19 protein-coding genes and 1 pseudogene are annotated in these 19,615 nt (G+C 35.5%); 16 read left to right on the top strand and 4 right to left on the bottom strand.

Annotation, left to right across the window (positions count from 1 at the left end; translation table 11 throughout):
* Positions 1 to 9: 9 nt before the first annotated feature.
* From HFU86_RS13540 to HFU86_RS13570, 8 genes and pseudogenes are all read left to right on the top strand, one after another.
* Positions 10 to 630, top strand: a complete 621-nt coding sequence (locus HFU86_RS13540) for an ERF family protein (protein WP_036975070.1) — start codon at positions 10 to 12, stop codon at positions 628 to 630.
* Complete coding sequence (gene ssb / locus HFU86_RS13545; protein ID WP_154631308.1) at positions 631 to 1,140, top strand: single-stranded DNA-binding protein; 510 nt, start codon at positions 631 to 633, stop codon at positions 1,138 to 1,140. It begins immediately after the preceding gene.
* Between the two features lie 416 nt (positions 1,141 to 1,556).
* Positions 1,557 to 1,643, top strand: a pseudogene (locus HFU86_RS20335) (DUF7279 family protein); the annotation flags it as partial.
* Positions 1,636 to 1,905 (top strand): hypothetical protein, encoded by a 270-nt coding sequence (locus HFU86_RS13550; protein ID WP_187129460.1) that lies wholly within the window; start codon positions 1,636 to 1,638, stop codon positions 1,903 to 1,905. The pseudogene HFU86_RS20335 and the gene HFU86_RS13550, both read left to right, overlap by 8 nt.
* Entirely contained in the window at positions 1,895 to 2,155 is a 261-nt protein-coding gene (locus HFU86_RS13555; RefSeq protein WP_187129461.1) for a hypothetical protein, read from the top strand. The genes HFU86_RS13550 and HFU86_RS13555 overlap by 11 nt, the downstream gene beginning before the upstream one ends.
* A 143-nt stretch (positions 2,156 to 2,298) precedes the next feature.
* Positions 2,299 to 2,520 (top strand): excisionase, encoded by a 222-nt coding sequence (locus tag HFU86_RS13560; RefSeq protein ID WP_255425983.1) that lies wholly within the window; start codon positions 2,299 to 2,301, stop codon positions 2,518 to 2,520.
* The gene (locus tag HFU86_RS13565) at positions 2,475 to 3,653 is read left to right on the top strand and encodes an Arm DNA-binding domain-containing protein (RefSeq protein ID WP_187129463.1); all 1,179 of its coding nucleotides are present in this window, start codon (positions 2,475 to 2,477) and stop codon (positions 3,651 to 3,653) included. Before HFU86_RS13560 ends, HFU86_RS13565 begins: the two co-directional genes overlap by 46 nt.
* 80 nt (positions 3,654 to 3,733) lie before the next feature.
* Positions 3,734 to 4,609 (top strand): hypothetical protein, encoded by an 876-nt coding sequence (locus HFU86_RS13570; protein ID WP_187129464.1) that lies wholly within the window; start codon positions 3,734 to 3,736, stop codon positions 4,607 to 4,609.
* 286 nt (positions 4,610 to 4,895) lie between these two features.
* On the opposite strand, the gene zinT is transcribed toward HFU86_RS13570, so the two are convergent.
* Both zinT and HFU86_RS13580 read right to left on the bottom strand, forming a co-directional pair.
* Positions 4,896 to 5,537 (bottom strand): metal-binding protein ZinT, encoded by a 642-nt coding sequence (gene zinT / locus HFU86_RS13575; protein WP_432206739.1) that lies wholly within the window; start codon positions 5,535 to 5,537, stop codon positions 4,896 to 4,898.
* Entirely contained in the window at positions 5,537 to 5,800 is a 264-nt protein-coding gene (locus HFU86_RS13580; protein WP_036951056.1) for a type B 50S ribosomal protein L31, read from the bottom strand. Before HFU86_RS13580 ends, zinT begins: the two co-directional genes overlap by 1 nt.
* A 711-nt stretch (positions 5,801 to 6,511) precedes the next feature.
* Between HFU86_RS13580 and HFU86_RS13585 the strand changes: the two genes are divergently transcribed.
* The 6 genes from HFU86_RS13585 to HFU86_RS13610 all read left to right on the top strand — a co-directional run bounded on the left by HFU86_RS13585 (position 6,512) and on the right by HFU86_RS13610 (position 12,696).
* A complete protein-coding gene (locus HFU86_RS13585; protein WP_255425984.1) occupies positions 6,512 to 6,778 on the top strand; it encodes a helix-turn-helix domain-containing protein in 267 nt (88 codons plus the stop codon).
* Positions 6,779 to 7,016: 238 nt separating this feature from the next.
* The gene (locus HFU86_RS13590; protein WP_187129466.1) at positions 7,017 to 7,550 is read left to right on the top strand and encodes a fimbrial protein; all 534 of its coding nucleotides are present in this window, start codon (positions 7,017 to 7,019) and stop codon (positions 7,548 to 7,550) included.
* A 152-nt stretch (positions 7,551 to 7,702) separates the two neighbouring features.
* A complete protein-coding gene (locus tag HFU86_RS13595) occupies positions 7,703 to 10,177 on the top strand; it encodes a fimbria/pilus outer membrane usher protein (protein WP_187129467.1) in 2,475 nt (824 codons plus the stop codon).
* Between the two features lie 5 nt (positions 10,178 to 10,182).
* Positions 10,183 to 10,902: a fimbrial biogenesis chaperone gene (locus HFU86_RS13600; protein ID WP_187129468.1), complete on the top strand. Its 720-nt coding sequence runs from the start codon at positions 10,183 to 10,185 to the stop codon at positions 10,900 to 10,902.
* A 6-nt stretch (positions 10,903 to 10,908) separates the two neighbouring features.
* Positions 10,909 to 11,898 (top strand): fimbrial protein, encoded by a 990-nt coding sequence (locus HFU86_RS13605; protein WP_255425985.1) that lies wholly within the window; start codon positions 10,909 to 10,911, stop codon positions 11,896 to 11,898.
* A gap of 144 nt (positions 11,899 to 12,042) precedes the next feature.
* Complete coding sequence (locus tag HFU86_RS13610) at positions 12,043 to 12,696, top strand: response regulator transcription factor (RefSeq protein WP_187129469.1); 654 nt, start codon at positions 12,043 to 12,045, stop codon at positions 12,694 to 12,696.
* On the opposite strand, the gene HFU86_RS13615 is transcribed toward HFU86_RS13610, so the two are convergent.
* Both HFU86_RS13615 and HFU86_RS13620 read right to left on the bottom strand, forming a co-directional pair.
* Positions 12,674 to 15,886 (bottom strand): ATP-binding protein, encoded by a 3,213-nt coding sequence (locus tag HFU86_RS13615; RefSeq protein WP_187129470.1) that lies wholly within the window; start codon positions 15,884 to 15,886, stop codon positions 12,674 to 12,676. The genes HFU86_RS13610 and HFU86_RS13615 overlap by 23 nt on opposite strands.
* Before the next feature lie 91 nt (positions 15,887 to 15,977).
* A complete protein-coding gene (locus HFU86_RS13620) occupies positions 15,978 to 16,313 on the bottom strand; it encodes a helix-turn-helix domain-containing protein (RefSeq protein ID WP_006661219.1) in 336 nt (111 codons plus the stop codon).
* Positions 16,314 to 17,520: 1,207 nt separating this feature from the next.
* Here HFU86_RS13620 and HFU86_RS13625 point away from each other — a divergent pair.
* Positions 17,521 to 18,498 carry a DUF1852 domain-containing protein gene (locus tag HFU86_RS13625; RefSeq protein ID WP_187129471.1) on the top strand — a complete coding sequence of 326 codons (978 nt, stop codon included), beginning with the start codon at positions 17,521 to 17,523 and terminating at the stop codon, positions 18,496 to 18,498.
* Between the two features lie 63 nt (positions 18,499 to 18,561).
* The gene (locus HFU86_RS13630; RefSeq protein ID WP_132495706.1) at positions 18,562 to 19,593 is read left to right on the top strand and encodes a methionine synthase; all 1,032 of its coding nucleotides are present in this window, start codon (positions 18,562 to 18,564) and stop codon (positions 19,591 to 19,593) included.
* The last annotated feature ends 22 nt before the right edge of the window (positions 19,594 to 19,615 follow it).

Genomic DNA, 19,615 nt, shown 5'->3' on the forward strand with positions numbered 1-19,615 from the left:
GAGGTAATTATGAGTGAGGTATACAAAGCAATAAGTAATGTTGCCAAGGAACTAGCAGAAAAAGGCATTAGTAAGGAAAAACCAGAAGGTGGTGGCGTTAATTATGCGTTTAGGAGTATTGATGCGGTATATAACGCCCTAGCCCCCGTATTAGTTAAGCATGGATTGCTTATCTTAACTCGCTGTACTGAGCGCTCTGTATGTGAACGAACTAGTAAGGGCGGAGGCGTATTAAATTATGTCACTGTAAAAGCTGAGTTTGATTTTGTGTCTGTCTCAGATGGCAGCAAACACACGGTCATGACTTATGGTGAGGCGATGGATAGCGGAGACAAAGCCACAAATAAAGCAATGTCGATTGCATACAAGTATGCAGCATTTCAAGCGTTCTGTATACCGACCGAGGAAACGGCGGTTGACGCTGACTCGGAGGTACATGATGTAGCACCAAGAACACCAGAGCAAATATTAAGTGATTACACAGGCTTTTTGTATAAAGCAACTAGCGAACTAGTGATCACAAATGAATACAAAAAAGTATGGAATGAACTCAACGGAAACAGTACTCAGCAAGAAGAGTGTAAACGGTTAACAGGAATAAGAATTAACGAACTTAAAAAGGCGGCATAAATGGCAGATAGAGGAGTAAATAAGGTCATCATTATTGGTTATCTAGGTAATGACCCAATAGTTAGATATGCACCAACTGGTACTGCATTTGCTAGTTTTTCAGTTGCGACAAGTGAAATATGGAATGACCGAAATACTGGCGAACAAAGAGAACGCACTGATTGGCATAATATTTCCATACAAGGAAAGTTAGCGGAAATAGCCGGACAATATCTAAGAAAAGGCAGTCAAGTTTATATCGAAGGTAAACTCCGAACTCGTAAATATCAAGGGAATGATGGGCAAGAAAAAAATATTACTGAAGTTTTTATAGGCATCAATGGAACAATGCAAATGCTAGGTAATAATAGCCAAGCAAGAAGCTCGGAACCACGACAGCAAACACAGCGGCCTAGTCAACACCAACAACAAGCATCACAACATATTGAACCACCGATGGATTTTGACGATGATATTCCCTTTGCCCCTATCGGACTCCCCTATCCTCGCCACGCTATTTATTTGATTTAACCAAAGGATATATTTGCAAGGATGCAATAAAAAAACCGTCAACTTAGACGGTATAATTCTAACAAGGGAATTAATCATTAAATGAAGCTTAAACCTAGCCCCAACAACCAAAGTACACGAATAAAAACAAATAGATACTATTATTTTGAAAGTTTGCAAAAAAAAACCGACGCATGGGAGCATCGGCAAGGACTATAAAAATAATTAGAAAGTTCTAATTAACTATAGGCTATAAATTTAAAAGGCTGATGAAACGTTTTAATCCTAGCGATTAAACAAATGCAATGAAGAGGAATGAATATGATTGAGAAGCCGATTTATTATATATCAGCGGAAAGAACAACCATTAAAAAGAATCACTTCTTACTTTGCATCGTTGCAGTCTCTGGTGATGGTTACGAACTTTAGCTGAAAAGAAGTTTGTTGTAAAACCGACAAGGCGGCAAATACGGAAGGTAACTAAATTTGTAATAAATCACATTAAAAGGTGGAGTGATGGATAAATCAAGGCTGCAATTTGAAGAATGGTTTAAAAAAAAGTATCCGTTAATTGAGTCTCAATCAGAAAATACTTTACTTCAATCCGTAAAACGTCAATGCCACAAAGCATGGCAAGCATCACTCCAGAGTTTAGAGGTTGAATTACCAACTAAAGAACCTAACCCATCACAAGGTAATAGCTACGCGTTTGGGTATAACAGGGCTATTACAGAATCAATTGAATTATTAAAGAGACGGGGAGTGAAAATAAAAAATGAAAGTTAGCGATGAATTATTAGAAATAGCGGCAAAAATTGAACTTGAACTAAAAAATAGTAAATCATCTAAGATTAATATTGAGATAATGAAGCATGAAGCTCAAATTCTAATTTATCACTTTAAGGGGCTAAGTAGAAATAATCCAATTGGCTACATGTCAGTAACCGGAGTTGAAAATATACACGATTGTGGCTGTTCTACTGTGTATGAAGAATCAGACGATAAACGAAACATTCCTGTATACATCCAATATTAAATAACCATGCCAATAATCGGATATATATTACTGCTTGTAATACGAGGTTCTACTGTAAAATAGCAAGAATGTGAGAGCCGTAATGAGGCATCTAAGAGAGAATCAATAATTAAATCCATCTATAGCAAAATATGGAGACTATTATGCATACAAACCTTTCTGTTGAGTGCTTACCAATATCTAAATACTGCGAATTGTTTGGTGAGAGCACTGATGCAATCAATAAACGAGTTCAAAGGCGCTTCTGGCAAGAGGGAGTGCATGTATTAAAGGTCGATGGTTCAAAGGAGCGTTGGATTGATATAAAGGAAGTCAACAAGTGGGTCAGAAAAAACAAGCAGGATACCTATTACCAAGAGGCGTAACCATCCGTCAAAATAAAACCAAAAATACGTTGGTTATTACATTCACTTATAAAGGGGTTCTGTGTAGGGAACCCCTATCCAGACTAACCGTAGATAATAAAAATATTAAATATGCAGAAAGGCTACTCGCTGAAATTCAAAATAATATTGAAAAAGGTACATTTAATTATCACAAGTATTTTCCTAACTCTAAAAAATCAAATTTCTTCGGGGATAATAATCGTGAAAAAAGAGTTATTGATTATTTGGAGGAGTATCTTGTAATTTGTGAAACTAGAAATCTGTCACCATCGACTATCAAAGGCTATGAAAAGTGTAAAAATGCCTTATCAGATTTACACCAATTCCATGTTTCATCACTTACTCCTGCTATTCTTAAAAATTGGATACAGAAGCAAACGACAGTATTAAAAACTATCCGTAATCAGCTCTCTTTCTTGCGTAGCTCGCTAGATGAAGCCATTACTGATGGGATTATATCAATTAATCCTGTCAGCTTAGTATCAGCATCAAGATATCAATCAAAAAATAGTGGTGCCGAAAGTAACTATATTGTTGATCCATTATCACCTAAAGAAGTCTGCGCCCTACTCGCTGCGGCAAGATATGAGCAATGGAAAAACTTATTTCAGTTTGCCATTAATACTGGTTTAAGAAGCTCTGAATTATGTGCATTGAGATGGAGTGATATCGATTTCATAGAAAATACCGCACACGTGCAATCCGCCAGCGTCGTCGGTGTTATTAAGAAAACCAAAACCAAAGCAGGTACCAGAAAAGTTGAATTGAATAATGAAGCCATGAACGCCATAAATGAGCAAAAGCAATTCACATATATGAAAGATGGTGTAATTTTTGAAGACCCGAAAACAAATAAAGCCTGGGCAGGCGCTGATGCAATCAGAAAGAAAGCATGGGTGCCAACGCTGAAGAAAGCAGGTATTCGGTATCGTAATCCTTATCAAACGAGACATACCTTTGCTACAAGACATATCAGCCAAGGTGCTAACCTGTTTTGGTTAGCTGGGCAAATGGGACATAAGGGACCTGAGATGTTGTTTAGGCACTATGGGGGGTATCTTAAGGAGTATGATGGGGGGACTGTGAATTCTAGCCATGCCTTCATTTGTTAATATTAAATAAAAATTCCTAGCTTAGCTATTATAGCTTATCATGAAAAATGATTATTTAGATTAATATTATGGTGGTTTATATGGACTTTCAAAAAATATGTAATAATACTGATATCATTGAAAATTTAAATTTATCTTTTTCTAAAGATTTTGATAAGAATTCAATGCTTAGAATAATTGAATTATACAAGCTAAGAGATCTGGTCATGGGGTATCTTGAAGAACAAGAAAGCATAATCCCTCCGCCTAAAGATGATAAAATTTATAGACAACACTCAATTTATACGTCTTTATTACATAGTATTGACTTATTAATTTATAATTTTGTTAATGATGAGTCACTAGTTGTTCTTCATAGAGAGCCTGTGAAATTAACTATGGGCGTTTGTACTAAAGGTTTATTTAAAGAAGGATATAGTTTTCCTCGACAGGATCGAGGATTGAAGGAAATTCAAAATTTATATGTTAATAGAAATGATGAAATGATAGGAAGTATGTTTTTAGATTTTTCCACCGCGATTTTTTCTGCTTTTGAAATGTTTATTTCTGATGTTTATTACCTAAAAGAAAGTAAAGAAAAAATTGCCAACAGTGAGAACTATTATCATAAAAATATTCCAGCAAAAAACAAAATAGACTCAGTGTTAAAACTTTGTCAAAAAACTGAGAAACCAATAAGTAAGGAAGATAAAATAAAATTCTTAGAATGCATTAATGTTCTTAGGGAAATGAGAAATACTATTCATACATTGGGATATTATACAAAAGATAATGATATAACATACAGCATTAACGAGATGACTGTTTTTCTAAAAAAATCCCACCCTGTGACAACTAGTGATCATAGGTTTCATTTTTTGATATGTAGAGATATTTTGGAAATATATCGAAAAATTTGCAATATATTGAATGTTGAGCAGATAAAATATATAGATTTTAGCAAAAAACATATTTAATACTGATTATGTAATTTCATCACTATATTGAATTTTAGCTCATTCATGTAGTTGGGTTTTAAACACGCTCTCCAATATGAAGACCCCATGACCTCCGTGTGCACGTCTAGTGCACATGATTGAATCCCCTTCAAAATACCCTTTAATAATCAATAAATTGAAAAAGGTCGAATGCGGATTCAACTCCCGCCAGCCCGCCAATTCATCATTAGCGGGCTTTTTTATATCCTGCGCAGCCTAATATAATATAACCTAACTACCACTTTAGGCTGCCTCCAACAACCCATCAATGATGCATCATTTCATGCACAATATCCTTACCGCTCATAGAATATGGATAATACGTTGGCCAATTCTCTAATTGAGTCAATAAAGCCTCTTGAGATTCATTTCCCATATAGAGATGAAAATGCCCAGCTTTTTCTGGCGCAATAATATGATCACTGAATTGGATAAACTTAGGAGCTTGACTCTTTCTATCCTTACACTCAAATAAATAACGGACGCCCTTCTTACCCGAAGAATAATTTAAAACTCGGTAACCCGCGTAATCATATTGGCACTGAGCGACCTTATCCCCTCGGTGGAATTCAATAGTATTATTCTCAATACCAATCATATCCACATCGGTTTTATATCCTTTGGCATAATAATCTCGATATTCTTGCGCTGTTTTATCCTTATTCTTTGCAGCCTTATCCTGCAGTACAGGATCTAACGTTCCATTAGCAAGATAAGGCTCCACAGATTGCCAAACACCGTCCCAATCACTCAATTGACGGTCTTTAATATCACTATTATCAAAAATACCTTTTGCAGCATTGCGTTGTGCTTCCGTTTGCGGCTTATCATGATGATGTTCATGCGCCATTGCTGTGTGACTGAATAAACCAGCAAGCACAAGTAATGAAAGAATATTTTTTACCATCATTTTTCTTCTCTCGTTTGAACAAAATTCCCAAAACGCTTATTAAAGCGAGCAACGTTCCCTTCCTGTGAATGGGTTTTCTGTTTCCCTGTATAAAACGGGTGTGAATGAGAGGACACATCGAGAAGAACATATGGATAACTTTGCCCTTCAAACTCAACAGTTCTCTCTGTTTTTATCGTCGACCCAACTTTGAAATACACATCAGCAGCGGTATCGTGAAAAATCACTGTCCGATAATCCGGATGAATATTCGGCTTCATAGCCCCTCCATTTGTTATGTTATAATATAACAATAATATTTTTTTTCATCGTTGACTACTCTTTTTTAGCCTTAATATTTGTATGGTTTATTCAGCTTATTGTTGGCTGATGATTAAAAATACCAAACAGTACGATCGGAAAACCAAACGAGAGCGATGAAACAAATCCAAAGTTGATGGTAAAAATTGTAGTCAATGATGAGTAATGAAAGAGTTTAATGATCAATAGCAATTCATTTTTATAAGAAGAGAATTAAGGTAGAAGCAATTCTAAACTCTAGATTTTGATAACAATTAATACTCCGCTATCGCCCTACCCATAAAAAATTCACCGTTCAAAACATCATGTTAATTGTATATTTCTCATCAAGGGCTCCAACTTGACAGTATTTAATCCGACATAACTACTATTAAGTTACTATTTAGATAAAACAACTGTATTTTTGAATTAGCAAGGATAAACATCCGTATTTTATCGCGCCGTTTACCTGAAAAATGACGCCCTACTCTATGATTGTTTCATTAAATTTAATATAAGAATAAAGAAATAACCTAATTTAGTCTGAACCAAACAGTTTTAATAAAAAAAACTAATGATTATTTTTATATCTTACTCGTCTACGCATTTGAGGTTTTATACTTATTTAATTAGAATTTTTGCCTATTGATGTTAAGCACTACTCAAACTTATATGTCATGAAGGAAATGAAAATGACAGGAAAATATCCTATTGCCAAAATAGTGGGGAGCAGAATAAAAACACTTAGAAAAGAGTATGGGTTAACAGGAACAGAAATTGCTTCGTATTTAAATGTGAGTCAACAACAGTTTTCTCGTTATGAACGTGGTATCAATAGAATTGATATAGACTCTTTAGTTATGATAGCTGATTTTTTTAAGGTGAGCATACATTACTTTTTTGAAGATATTTCAACAGTACAAATAAATAATTGGATGGTGAATACAGAAACGTATTAATAAGCAATTGCATTAGACCTAGCAAGCTGTAGCTTTTAAGGATCCCCTTATATTTATTTATCCTCTTCAAGAATAATCTATGTTCATGTTTTTGGGCACTATAAATCGTTAAAATTAATGAACACTTAGATTTCCATCACATCACTGTGGTACCGATGTATATTGGCATCACATTATTAACCTACTAAGGCAAAGTCTTAGTTTATTAAAATTAATACTATCTATTAAGGATTTAAAAATGAAAAAGACGTTATTAGCCTCTTCTGTTATCGCATTAACTTTAGGTGCGGCATCCACTGCATTTGCAGTAGATGTAGGAAGCGGTACTATTGAATTTAATGGCACAGTGAATACTGGTGCTTGTTCAATTGCACCATCGTCAATCAACAAAGAAGTTCAATTAGGTTCGATACCTGCAGTATCATTAAAAACTGCGGGTGCACAAGGTCCTAACGTAGACTTCACATTAGAGTTATCTAACTGTGTATTAGACCCATCTGCAAGCGGAACAGATTTTTCTAAAGTAAAAGTCAGCTTTACAGGGCAGATGGATCCTGCGGGTAACTTATGGGCAAACAGCGGTACTGCACAAAATGTTGGCGTATTATTCCAAAATGATGCAGGCCAAAGCATCAAGTCAGGCGATACTATTACCCAAAATATGACTGCTGGAGCCAATACCATTAATTTATCTGCACGTATGCAAGCGTTAGGTCAAGCGACTTCGGGGTCTGTTAAATCAACCGTAGCTTACGTTTTAGATTACCAATAATTTTTAAGATTAATATTATATAATCATTATATTAAATTTTAATTAGTAATTAATTTACTGGGTATGCTGTGTCTTTTAGTTATAGCATATCCAGGTTTATTGAAATAATAAAAATAAAAACAATATTTTATAGCATACTCCGGCCAATAAAAATGAACAAATTTAATAAAAACATAGTGACTAGTTTAATTTCTAGCTTATTTCTATATACAAACTATGTTAATGCGGACTCTGTTCAATTTAATCAGGATGCTTTGTCTATTTCAGGTGACACTAATATTGATTTGAGTTCATTTGAAAAAGGAACCTCACAGGAAGGCTCTTATTTCTCTAATGTCTCTGTCAATGGACGAAGAATAAACTTTTTTGATAAAATCGATTTTCTCAAAAGAGATGGCGTTGTACAGCCTTGTATTTCAAAAAATCTAATAGAAACTATCGGTCTAAAAAAAGTATTTATCGATAAGATACCTACGTGGGCAGAAGGTCAATGCTATGACTTATCTGTTCAAGATAAGAATATTACATCGCACTTTGATGATGAAAAGCAAGAGCTCGCATTATCAATACCACAAGCCTATTTTTTATATTCAGATGAAAACTGGGTCCCCCCAATGCAACGTGAAGTGGGTATTAATGCACTTGTATTGGATTATAATATTATTGAAAACTACATCAAATATAAAAATACGCAAAATACAAATAACTTAAGCTCATTTGGTACCATTGGTGCTAACGTTGGGCGCTGGAGACTCAGGAGTAATTATCAATTCCAAAAAGATTTTAATGACAGTAAGAATGATAATTTCAAATGGGTTCAAACATATATTTTTACTGATTTACCCGATTTATCAGCTAAATTTTTTGCAGGAAAATATTATACTGCGAGTCAAATTTTTGATTCCGTACGCTTTAATGGTGTCAGTGTTTTTACTGATGATAATATGCTACCTGCAGCTCTAAGAGGTTATGCTCCGAATGTAACAGGGACAGCAACCAGTAATGCAACTGTCGTTATCTCTCAGAATGGTCGTATATTAAACCAAGTCAAAGTTGCACCTGGACCTTTTTCAATTGATAACTTAAGTTCTGCTTTATCTGGAACATTAGATGTAAAAATAACCGAAGAAGATGGGTCGGTGAGAGAGTACCAAATATCATCAACAAATATCCCATTTTTAACTCGACCTGGCATGTTGCAATATAAATTAAATGCAGGTCAATTAGCCCCAATGGATGATAAAAATGTCGATAATAACTTTATCTCAACAGAATTTTCTTGGGGATTATTGAACAACTTATCCGCCTTTGGTGGATTATTTGCAACATCAGATAACGAATACCATGCATATAATGCAGGTATAGGCTTAAATATGGAGCGTTTTGGGGCCATATCATTTGATATTACGCAGTCTAAAAATCGTTTACATACCACTAACTCAGGTACTGGGGAAAGTTATAGAATCAACTATGCAAAACGATTTTCCAATTCAAGTCGACTTGATTTAACGGGATATCAATTCTCAAATGAAGGATTTATGTCCGTAAATAATTTTATTTATACAAAAGGTAATCCAACGAATATTAATTATCGCCAAAAAAATGTTTTTACTACTTCATTTACACAACAAATTCCTGATTTAAATTCAGATGTGAGTTTAAGCTATTCGAGAGAAAGCTATTGGAATGAATCTAAAAGCAACGATACTTTAAACTTATCATTCAATAAAACGATTAATAATGATTTTTTTGATAATGCACTTTTATCATTATCTATTAGCGAAAGTAGCTATGTGAAAGGAAAACGATCTAAACAAGCTTATCTTTCTTTAAGCGTTCCTTTTGGTGGCGAAAAAAATTCACGTTTACAATATTTTGGTTCTTACAACGACCGTGATAAAAAATACAGTAATAACGTTAGCTACCATACAAATATAGACAACAACAATGTCAGTTTAGGGCTATCAACAAGAGACTTTTTTGATAACACAACATTAAACACGTCGGTATATCGTGATACTCAGTATGGTACGGCTCAAATGACGGGTTCATATGGTAATGATTATCGTACCTTAAGTGGATCCTTAAATGGCTCATTAACCGTTACGCGTCAAGGTCCTGTATTGCATCGCAGAGTATATGATAATCAGGCAAGAATGGTTATTGATACCGATAACGCTAAAGATGTTTCTATCAATCAAGATGAGTCGATTACCAATAGATTTGGTTTAGCGGCAATTAGTAATGTACCAACATACTACAAATCCACTCAGTATATTGATCTGAATAGTGTCCCTGACAATGTCAATATCGATGATAGCGTGATTGAATCAACATTAACGGATGGTGCGGTTGGCTATGCAAAACTCAATACGATTATTGGTGAAAAAGCGTTAATGACCATTCACTTTCCTGATGGAAAAACACCGCCATTTGGTGCTTTAGTTTATGATTCAGCAAAAGATACTGTATTAGGGATGATTGCAGAAGATGGTCAAGTTTATTTGACTGGAATTCAACCTAATCAAAAATTAACCATTAAATGGAATGGTGGGCAATCATGTCAATTAGTGATTGGAAACCAAAACATCCAAAATATTCATAATATAATTTGTAATAAAGAATAAATACCATGACAAAATTTAAATTAATTATTAGCAGTTTATTATTCACTAGCACATGTACATATGCATCAATTTCAGCTGATCGCACACGTGTTATTTATGATGAAGCCAGTAAAGGAGTGAGTATCGTTGTTGAAAATACGGATAATAAAGATCCTTTTTTAGTGCAATCATGGATTGAGAATGAAAATGGTCATAAAATTAATGAACCATTAATTGCATTACCACTATTACAGCGCATTGACCCTAAGCAAAAGAAACAGGTAAGAATCAGCGCATCAAAAAATAATCTTAACGCTGCGAAAGATAAAGAAACCTTATTCTATTTTAATATCTTAGGGATCCCCCCTAAAAGTGAAATGGAAAATGCAGTTGAAATTGTTATTCAATCACGATTTAAGCTTTTTTATCGCCCAACAGGATTAAAAAAATACCCTGATAATAATTGGCAAAAAGAGTTAAAAGTTGAGAAAACAGGCAACGGATTAAAACTTATCAATCCAACGCCATACCATGTTGTTGTGATTAACATTAATGACAATTTGAGCAAAGTTGATAATTTCCAAGAAATTATCATTAAGCCAAATAGTAATTCGGTGTATTCATTACCTGATAACAAAACAAAATCACCGAAAATGGTCGTAACGTATATTGATGATTATGGCTCACCAAAGCTATTAAATTACACCTGCCAAAGTACAACCTGTACATTGGTCAATGATAAATAGGAAGAAATGATGGCCCCCTATTTTAAGAAAGTCGTACCCATTATTTTATGTTGCTTCTCATTTTTGAGCTTTAATGCCTTTGGCGCAGTAACGAATTGTCAACCTGCTTATGGTGGTCCATATTTACAGGAGAATATTACCTTTAATATTACAAGCAGTAGCACCTCTATTACATCAGGAACGACATTAGCATCAGCAACATCTTCAATTATGACTCTCAAATGTGATTTTACAGGCAGCGTAGCGGCGCCCAATCATGTTTATTTTAAAAATGCCCTCTCTGCGCAAACTAAATCTCTTTTGCTGAACAGCGGAGTTACGGTGACTCAGCAAAGTGCAATTGGTGGAGGTACAATTGCCACCATTACAGGCTCAAGTGTTCCTAACCTAGATTTAGGATATTGGACTCAACCGGCGGTAGGAACCTCAGTAAATATAGGGATTATGTATAATTTTACCGTCATAAAAGGGACTAATGCTTTGAAACCCTTTGATACGGGCAATGTTATATTGGGATATCATGAAGATTATCAAGGTAAATCTCTTGGAGCCTTTGTTTACATCCGTATCGTGGGTAATTTAACATTACTTTGCCCTACACCCGCAGTCAGTGTAACCGCATCAAATAATGGTAGTGTTAACTTTGGAACGATTTCACCGAAACAAATGAACGCAGGTGAAGTCGTAAGTCGCACATTTAACCTAGGTATGGCGGTTCCTCAAAATTGTGAAACAGGGTTAAATGTTTCAGTGCGATTTGAACCTAACAATAATACGGTATTGGGAAACAAATACCTTGATATGGGGAACGGATTGCAAACTGTTATCAAAAGTAACGCAACAGAATTAAATTTCAATCAAAACTATGCGATTGGTGAAATTAAGCCTCAAGCTCCTATAAATGTACCTTACACCGCTACCTTAAGTCAGATTAGCGGACAAACAATAACCTCAGGTCCCTTTTCGAAAACCATACGAGTTGTTGTTTCTTATTAGTCACCTTGACCACCTGTTATGATAAAAATATCTATCGCAGGTGGTCTTCATTCAAAAATATAACCTTAAATAGACAGTCATCATTTGACATTTTTTCGGAGTTGTTATACTAAATATCAAGCCCCCTCATAAGGAGTAACTTAGATGAAAAAGTTAACCTTAGTCCTAGTCGATGACCATCCAATTGTCCTATCGGGATTAAAAAAAACATTATCCCAATCACTCCATTTTTCTATTGAAGGGGAATTTACGAATGATTCAGATCTGTTTGCTTTTTTAAATAGCCACACTGTTGATGTCATTGTTACTGACTATATGATGCCCAATAACACACAATCCAGTGATGGACAAAATTATATCCAATTTCTACGCCGAAAGTACCCAAACACTGCATTAGTCGTATTAACGATGATCTCCAATCCAATGATTATCCAAACGTTATACGATAACAATGTCAATGCGGTTGTCTCTAAAGAAGCGCCATTGCCAGAATTAATCAAAGCAATCACTTTAGCTGGTCAAGGAAAGCAATACCGCCATCCTATTGTTGATTTAACAACAACGATGAAAAGCCGCAATGCCTCCACACTGGATGAAAGAGTGAAAACACTTTCACCTCGAGAGTTAGAAGTATTACGATTATTTGTACAAGGCAAGCCAATTGTTGACATCGCAAGGGTGCTCAACAGAAGTGATAAGACGATTAGTCTACAAAAAAATGCTGCAATGCGTAAATTAGGTGTTGAAAATAACCAAGCACTGATTAGCTATTGCATTACACACCATTTGTTTGATTAATCTGATTTAGCCAATTGGTTAATTCATCACAAATTACCATATAGGTCTCCGCGATATTGGTTATTGTTGTTTCTCTACTTAACCTTTCTTCTAGTACTTGGAGTCTACTAGCAAAATCGCGTTGTTTTACACTGACTAATGCCCCCCGAATACGATGAGAAAGCTGTTTTACAACGTCGATATTATTATCATTTACGGCTTGGTAAAGATCATGAATATCAGCCGTAAAATGTTGAATAATATTCGCTCTATCACTGCTATCAAGTGGATTAATCAACTCCATCGTGACTGTATCCGAAGGTATAATTGAAGAATAGATAGGGAAAAAACGATTAAATAATTTAACTAAAGTTTCTAGGTCAATGGGCTTCACTAGCCAAGTATCCATTCCTGCGGCTAAGCAGCGCTCCTCTTCATCCTTTAAGCCATTGGCTGTCACGCCAATAATTGGACACGTCTCACCTTCACTACGCAATTGCTTAGTTAATTCATAGCCATTGCGATAAGGCATATTGACGTCAGTTAAAATAATATCGATAACTTGATTATCCCAAACCACTAAAGCTTCCTCGCCATCACTTGCCATAAAGACTTCGCAACCGAGTAATTCTAATTGTTCTTGAAGCGTAACTTGGTTAATTGGATTATCTTCTGCCACTAAAACTCGCAAAGAATATTCATTAGCATATGAAGGTGTTTGCAGGATTGGGCATGTTAATGGTAATGCTGAGTTATCCTTATTCTTTAATAAAAAGAGCTGCTGATTAAATTCCGATAAACGGAAACTTGCATCATCACTGACCCATATTTTTCCATGCCAATCTTGAGGTAAAGAGAAATCCTGAATTAATATACTGACAGCAATAACTGATGATGTGTCTTCAGGTAATTCCGCTTCGGTGAAATAAACTTTTGCCCCCCATTGGATTAACCAATTATAAATATTACTGGTTAATAAGGGATCGATTGTTCGTAGCCAGATATTCGAGCCCGCTAAACTCTTCCACTGAATATTGTTTTGGTCGAATTCTAACGGTAAGGTAATTTGGAAAGAGCTACCTACCATAAGTTCACTGGTTACGCTAATTTCTCCCCCCATAAGTTTTACCAACTCGGCACAGATAAATAAGCCTAAACCAGTACCACCATAGGTATGCTGCCCGGAATGAGCTTGATAGAAAGGCTCAAACAGTTTTTCTTGCTGTTCTTGGCTGATTCCCACACCAGTATCATTGACAAACAATATTATATTGTTATTTGTGCCATTCCTTAATTCAATTGTGACCTTTCCATTATGAGTAAACTTGATAGCATTACTGACCAAATTACCAAATATTTGTTGTAGCCTTGTAGCATCACCGATTCTGGCAGCATAGATATCGGGATCAATAATAGCAAACAACAGCAACTTTTTCTGCTGAGCTAGCCCTTGATATAACTGAACGGTTTGTTGTATTAAATCGAGTAGATCAAACGATTTGTGTTGGATATGGATTTGGTTAGCTTCCATTTTACTGATATCAAGAATATCCCCAATAAGGTGCATTAATAACTGAGACGTTGTTGACATCCTATCAATAAAGTGTTTTTGCTTAGGTGATAACGCGGTATTTTCTAATAATTCTAATGTCCCGATAATACCATAAAGTGGTGTGCGTATCTCATGGCTCATTGTAGCTAAGAAATTAGACTTCGCTTGATTCGCTTCTTCTGCAAGGCGTTTAGCATGATTAAGCTGTTTTTCAGTTTCAGCTTGTATTGTGATATCAGTAAATGCGCATAAAATAACAGGGCGCTGCTGATACTGAGTTGCAGTACTAACAATATATAATACGTGTTCCCCTGATTTTAAAACAGTTGTAACTTGTTTCTGATCAGAAATAACACGGCTCAATAGTTCATTATATACAATGGAATCGCGAGGAAAATTTGTATTGGGTATATTTAACCAATGCTGGGCGAGCTCATTTGCAAAACGAAGATCTTGAGTTTCTTTATCAATAACGCAAAGCCCAATCGGCGTTGTTGCAATCAATGTTTGATTAAACGCTTCGCTTTCGACGATAACTTGCTGAGAAAGTATTGCTGGCTGTAGAATTTTTCTATGGTACCACTGCTTATATCCCCAACCACATAAAAGGCTAAAAAGTAGAGATATAACAAGACTAATGGGTAACCACATATTATCTTCGAAAAATGCAGCATAACTAATTCTGTAATAGCCTATCCAATCTGTATCTTTAAAACTTAGCTTCATGACTAAGCCATTTTGAGTATAAAAAATACCTTCCGATGGCTCAAGAGGCACTGGAGAATCCCCGAGTAATAAACCAAAGTCATCATGTAATAACCAGAATTCATGCCTCAATGTTGGGTTCAATACTTTCTCGAGCACACTGAGATGATCTTTACTTAATAGAGAAACCGCATAAATATTCTTAGGGGAGAGATGAGCATTTTGCCATAAATTAGCATCAAAACCTGCGGGAACGATACCCAGCAAGTTATTTTTAAATTTATCTGCTTTTAGCCAAATAACGGGTATCTCTTGTCCGTCGTGTTGTATGCTAGCAAACCGTTTATTTATTAATGGTACATTATCTCTAATGCTATCGGTTACTGCACGAAACAACTCAGGAGATATGGCGGTATTCCCCATTAGCGTGCCTACTGATGGGACGCTAATACTGATATAGTCATGTTCATTAATAAAGAACACCGCAGCCGCAGGGTAGTATGATCTCCCCCAAAATGTGGAGTAAAAATCAGCTAAATATGCGCCTAGTGAAAATAAGATACTCGGGACTCTCGAACACTCTAAATTGTTGCCACACGCTAAAGTAAATGGCATTGCGACTATAGATTCTTTTCCTTCTAGTAGTCTTAATGGCCAATCTTTCGGTAAGAACTGATCATTTATTGAATAAGTTCGACTTTCTAGCAGTTCTGATAAATCCTGATTTTGTTTATTTAATGCTTTTAAAAAAACTTCTTGTTCGAGCAAATAACCAATAAAAGATTTGAATTCGACTTCTAATCGTCTAGTTTCATGGTGAACGATTCTATTGGCACTCCAAAATAATGTTGCGATTAATACCAATAAAAGAGGCAGAGTAACTGTTAATATACTATTAGTACGCCCAGAGCTGCGTGTTATACGAGAAAAAGCAGTGGGTAATTTATTTGGCATAGTACTATTCTCTGCTATGATAGGTCTAATCCAATATATTTATCATAATATAAAATAAACCGACTAAACAGAAAAGTTTTAGCTTTAATACCTATACAATTGCTGATGTATAATAATCTTTTAAATCATCAAGTTCCCAGCCAAATCCGTTTAAACCTGAAATATACATAGATAACTTAGGGTGACGCCCAATGGTATAAAATAATCTGTGATAAAAATCAGGAAAGTTGACCTCAATAATTAATAAATATTTAAATAGTACATCAACAGTGAGAGCGTTCTCACCACGCTCGTATCGAGATAATTGTTGTTGACTAATTCCCAACTTTTTTGCAACACACTCCCCACTAACTCCCTTTTCTATGCGGTATTCCTGCATGCATTTTCCTATCAGTTGACTGATATAATATAATTTTTCTTTTTTCATGATAGATAACGACCTTAGTGTCATAAATTAAATCTACTTCCTAACCCTCAAATTATAACTAGGTAGATAGCCCTATAATATAAGGTATTCCTTATTCGATAATGAATATTGCTAGCTTCACAATAGTGACATAATCAAATGGATTCATTAAATATTTTTATATTTATGGCTATGGATTATTTTCTATAATATACATGTAGAGTTAAGTTTACATATGATTTCAAATCTTTCATATTAGATCATATTTTATTTAAATATTTATCAAGCACAACAACCTATTATAAATAATAATATTCTGTTTTTTTTAATTCCAAACACTACTTTCTTATATAGAAAAACTTATAATTTTAATTAAAAATAAAATAAGGCACTAATTCACACTCAAATAATGAGTGATGATAAATACTATTTTTACGTTTATCGTTTACATTGAGATCTAAAATGTACTTATATGATTTTTAAGATATAAAATACAAACTGACACCATAAGCCCAATTAACATTAGACCCCGAGTCTTAAATTTATGATTTTTTATAACTTATAAATCAGGTATCTAGCCAATTTAGTTTGACAAACATCACTTAACAGCCCCATCGTATCCATGAAAATCTTTCACATTAAATGCTATTTTATTCTGTCTTGCATATTATTTGAGCACAACAGTAAAAGTGAAAGAAAAATCATTTATAATCAATTCATTGCATTAACCTACCCCAATCTATTCTAAAATAAATCCCCCTCTAAATTAATTTAACACAACATTAACAAATATGCATTTATCCCTTCGGAAAAAGTGTAAACGATTATTTACCCTCAATTTACTCTATTAGCTTTCTTTCTATAGAGCAGCATTAAATGAAGATAAGTTAAAAATAAAATGCTAAGAAATGAATTTTTTTTAAGATGATTCTCAAGAGAAACAAATATATTATCTATTAGGGATAAACTCAAAAAACACAAGTCAAATTAATTGCCTCGCTCACAAGGGAATGCCTTTAGAATCCCCCATTTATCCCCTACTTTACCATCATGAAATTTCTTCATGTTCGAAGTGAAATTAAGTCGCTTTAACTCCCCGCCTCGCTCTGGCATAAATTAAACATATTAACTTACTGGCTACATAAAAATTGATTAGTGAGAAAACGTGCAACATCTCTGTAATCAAGAAATAAACGCCGTTTTCCTATTAGAGCTAGGATGCAAAATCATGAATACAGAATTTACCTTTAATATTACGCGCAGCATTTTTAATGAAAACTACAATCCATCGGAAAACACGCGAATTACTACTAACTTTGCGAATTTAGCCAGAGGCAAAAGCCGCCAAGAAAACCTGCGTAACGCATTGGCGATGATCAACAATCGTTTCAATTCACTCGCTTATTGGGATAACCCGAAAAGCGATCGCTATGCTGTTGAATTGGAAATTATCTCTGTCGAGATGAATATCGAAGAAAACGGCAGCGCCTTTCCTGTCATTGAAATCTTAAAAACCAACATCATCGATAAAAAAACGCAGCAACGTATTGAAGGGATTGTGGGGAATAATTTTTCATCCTACGTACGGGATTATGATTTTAGCGTTTTACTCTTGGAACATAATAAAAACCAAGCAGAGTTTAGCATTCCGACTAAATTTGGCTGCCTGCATGGCAATATTTTTAAATCGTTTATTAATTCCGAAGAGTACAAAGCGAACTTTAATAAATCTCCCGTGATCTGTTTAAGTGTCTCAAATAGAGATACCTACCATCGCACTGGGAATCAACACCCTATATTAGGCATTGAATATCAGCCAAGTAACGCCTCTTTAACGGAGCAATACTTCGCCAAAATGGGCTTACAGGTTCGTTACTTTATGCCGAAAAATAGCGTTGCTCCTTTGGCCTTTTATTTTACGGGAGACTTGCTGAGCGACTACAGCAACCTTGAGTTAATCAGCACTATTAGCACCATGGAAACGTTCCAAAAAATTTATCGTCCTGAAATTTATAATGCCAATACGGTGGCGGGTGAATGCTATCAGCCGAGCTTAAATCAGCAGGATTATTCATTAACCAAAATTGTTTATGACCGTGAAGAACGCAGCCAACTTGCCATTGAACAAGGTAAATTTACTGAAGAGCACTTCATTAAGCCTTACCAAACGATCCTTGAAAAATGGTCGGCAAGCTATTCCGTTTAATAGAAATCGGTCAATTTAATAAAATCGCGTATTTATAAAAAATAAAATAAAAGGTCACCTGCAATGAAAATATTATTACCCACTTCCACAGCCGGTAGCTTACCAAAACCATCTTGGTTAGCAGAACCAGAAAAACTCTGGTCTCCATGGAAATTGAACAACGAAGAACTTATCGCTGGCAAACAAGATGCCCTGCGTTTATCACTGGACGATCAATTACGTGCAGGTATCGACATCGTGAGCGATGGCGAACAAACTCGCCAACACTTTGTGACCACCTTTATTGAACACTTGAGTGGTGTGGATTTTGAAAAACGCCAAGTGGTAAAAATTCGTGACCGTTACGATGCTAGCGTACCAACCGTTGTGGGCGCTGTGGCTCGCCAAAAGCCAGTGTTTGTGGATGATGCTAAGTATCTTCGTCAACTCACTGACAAGCCGATTAAATGGGCATTACCAGGTCCAATGACCATGATCGACACGCTCTATGATAACCACTATAAAAGCCGCGAAAAATTGGCGTGGGAGTTCGCTAAAATTCTTAACCAAGAAGCGAGAGAGTTAGAAGCCGCAGGCGTCGATATCATCCAATTTGATGAACCCGCATTTAACGTATTTTTTGATGAAGTCAATGACTGGGGGATCGCTGCCCTCGAAAGAGCCATTGAAGGACTGAAATGCGAAACCGCAGTACATATCTGTTATGGTTATGGCATTAAAGCCAACACCGATTGGAAGAAAACATTAGGTTCTGAGTGGCGACAATACGAAGAAGCTTTCCCGAAACTGCAAAGCTCAAATATCGATATCGTTTCACTGGAATGCCACAACTCCAATGTCCCGATGGACTTGATTGAGCTTATCCGTGGTAAAAAAGTGATGGTCGGTGCAATTGACGTGGCAACCAACACTGTCGAAACCCCGGAAGAAGTCGCCAATACATTGCGAAAAGCCCTACAATTTGTTGATGCAGACAAACTTTACCCATCAACTAACTGTGGCATGGCGCCATTATCTCGCGATGTTGCCAGAGGGAAACTCAACGCGTTAAGCGCAGGCGCAGAGATCATCCGAAAAGAACTTGGCGCAAAATAAATTATCCCAGATTTGGCGATCT

Origin of the sequence: Providencia sp. JUb39, assembly GCF_012272845.1 — a bacterium.
Classification (GTDB): Bacteria; Pseudomonadota; Gammaproteobacteria; order Enterobacterales; family Enterobacteriaceae; genus Providencia; species Providencia lanzhouensis.

What these genes read in the sequence shown, in the direction of transcription:
- HFU86_RS13540 (WP_036975070.1), top strand. Translation starts at nt 10, where the DNA reads ATGAGTGAGGTATACAAAGCAATAAGTAATGTTGCCAAGGAACTAGCA.
- ssb (WP_154631308.1), top strand. Translation starts at nt 631, where the DNA reads ATGGCAGATAGAGGAGTAAATAAGGTCATCATTATTGGTTATCTAGGT.
- HFU86_RS13550 (WP_187129460.1), top strand. Translation starts at nt 1,636, where the DNA reads ATGGATAAATCAAGGCTGCAATTTGAAGAATGGTTTAAAAAAAAGTAT.
- HFU86_RS13555 (WP_187129461.1), top strand. Translation starts at nt 1,895, where the DNA reads ATGAAAGTTAGCGATGAATTATTAGAAATAGCGGCAAAAATTGAACTT.
- HFU86_RS13560 (WP_255425983.1), top strand. Translation starts at nt 2,299, where the DNA reads ATGCATACAAACCTTTCTGTTGAGTGCTTACCAATATCTAAATACTGC.
- HFU86_RS13570 (WP_187129464.1), top strand. Translation starts at nt 3,734, where the DNA reads ATGGACTTTCAAAAAATATGTAATAATACTGATATCATTGAAAATTTA.
- zinT (WP_432206739.1), bottom strand. Translation starts at nt 5,537, where the DNA reads ATGGTAAAAAATATTCTTTCATTACTTGTGCTTGCTGGTTTATTCAGT.
- HFU86_RS13580 (WP_036951056.1), bottom strand. Translation starts at nt 5,800, where the DNA reads ATGAAGCCGAATATTCATCCGGATTATCGGACAGTGATTTTTCACGAT.
- HFU86_RS13585 (WP_255425984.1), top strand. Translation starts at nt 6,512, where the DNA reads ATGACAGGAAAATATCCTATTGCCAAAATAGTGGGGAGCAGAATAAAA.
- HFU86_RS13590 (WP_187129466.1), top strand. Translation starts at nt 7,017, where the DNA reads ATGAAAAAGACGTTATTAGCCTCTTCTGTTATCGCATTAACTTTAGGT.
- HFU86_RS13595 (WP_187129467.1), top strand. Translation starts at nt 7,703, where the DNA reads ATGAACAAATTTAATAAAAACATAGTGACTAGTTTAATTTCTAGCTTA.
- HFU86_RS13600 (WP_187129468.1), top strand. Translation starts at nt 10,183, where the DNA reads ATGACAAAATTTAAATTAATTATTAGCAGTTTATTATTCACTAGCACA.
- HFU86_RS13605 (WP_255425985.1), top strand. Translation starts at nt 10,909, where the DNA reads ATGATGGCCCCCTATTTTAAGAAAGTCGTACCCATTATTTTATGTTGC.
- HFU86_RS13610 (WP_187129469.1), top strand. Translation starts at nt 12,043, where the DNA reads ATGAAAAAGTTAACCTTAGTCCTAGTCGATGACCATCCAATTGTCCTA.
- HFU86_RS13615 (WP_187129470.1), bottom strand. Translation starts at nt 15,886, where the DNA reads ATGCCAAATAAATTACCCACTGCTTTTTCTCGTATAACACGCAGCTCT.
- HFU86_RS13620 (WP_006661219.1), bottom strand. Translation starts at nt 16,313, where the DNA reads ATGAAAAAAGAAAAATTATATTATATCAGTCAACTGATAGGAAAATGC.
- HFU86_RS13625 (WP_187129471.1), top strand. Translation starts at nt 17,521, where the DNA reads ATGAATACAGAATTTACCTTTAATATTACGCGCAGCATTTTTAATGAA.
- HFU86_RS13630 (WP_132495706.1), top strand. Translation starts at nt 18,562, where the DNA reads ATGAAAATATTATTACCCACTTCCACAGCCGGTAGCTTACCAAAACCA.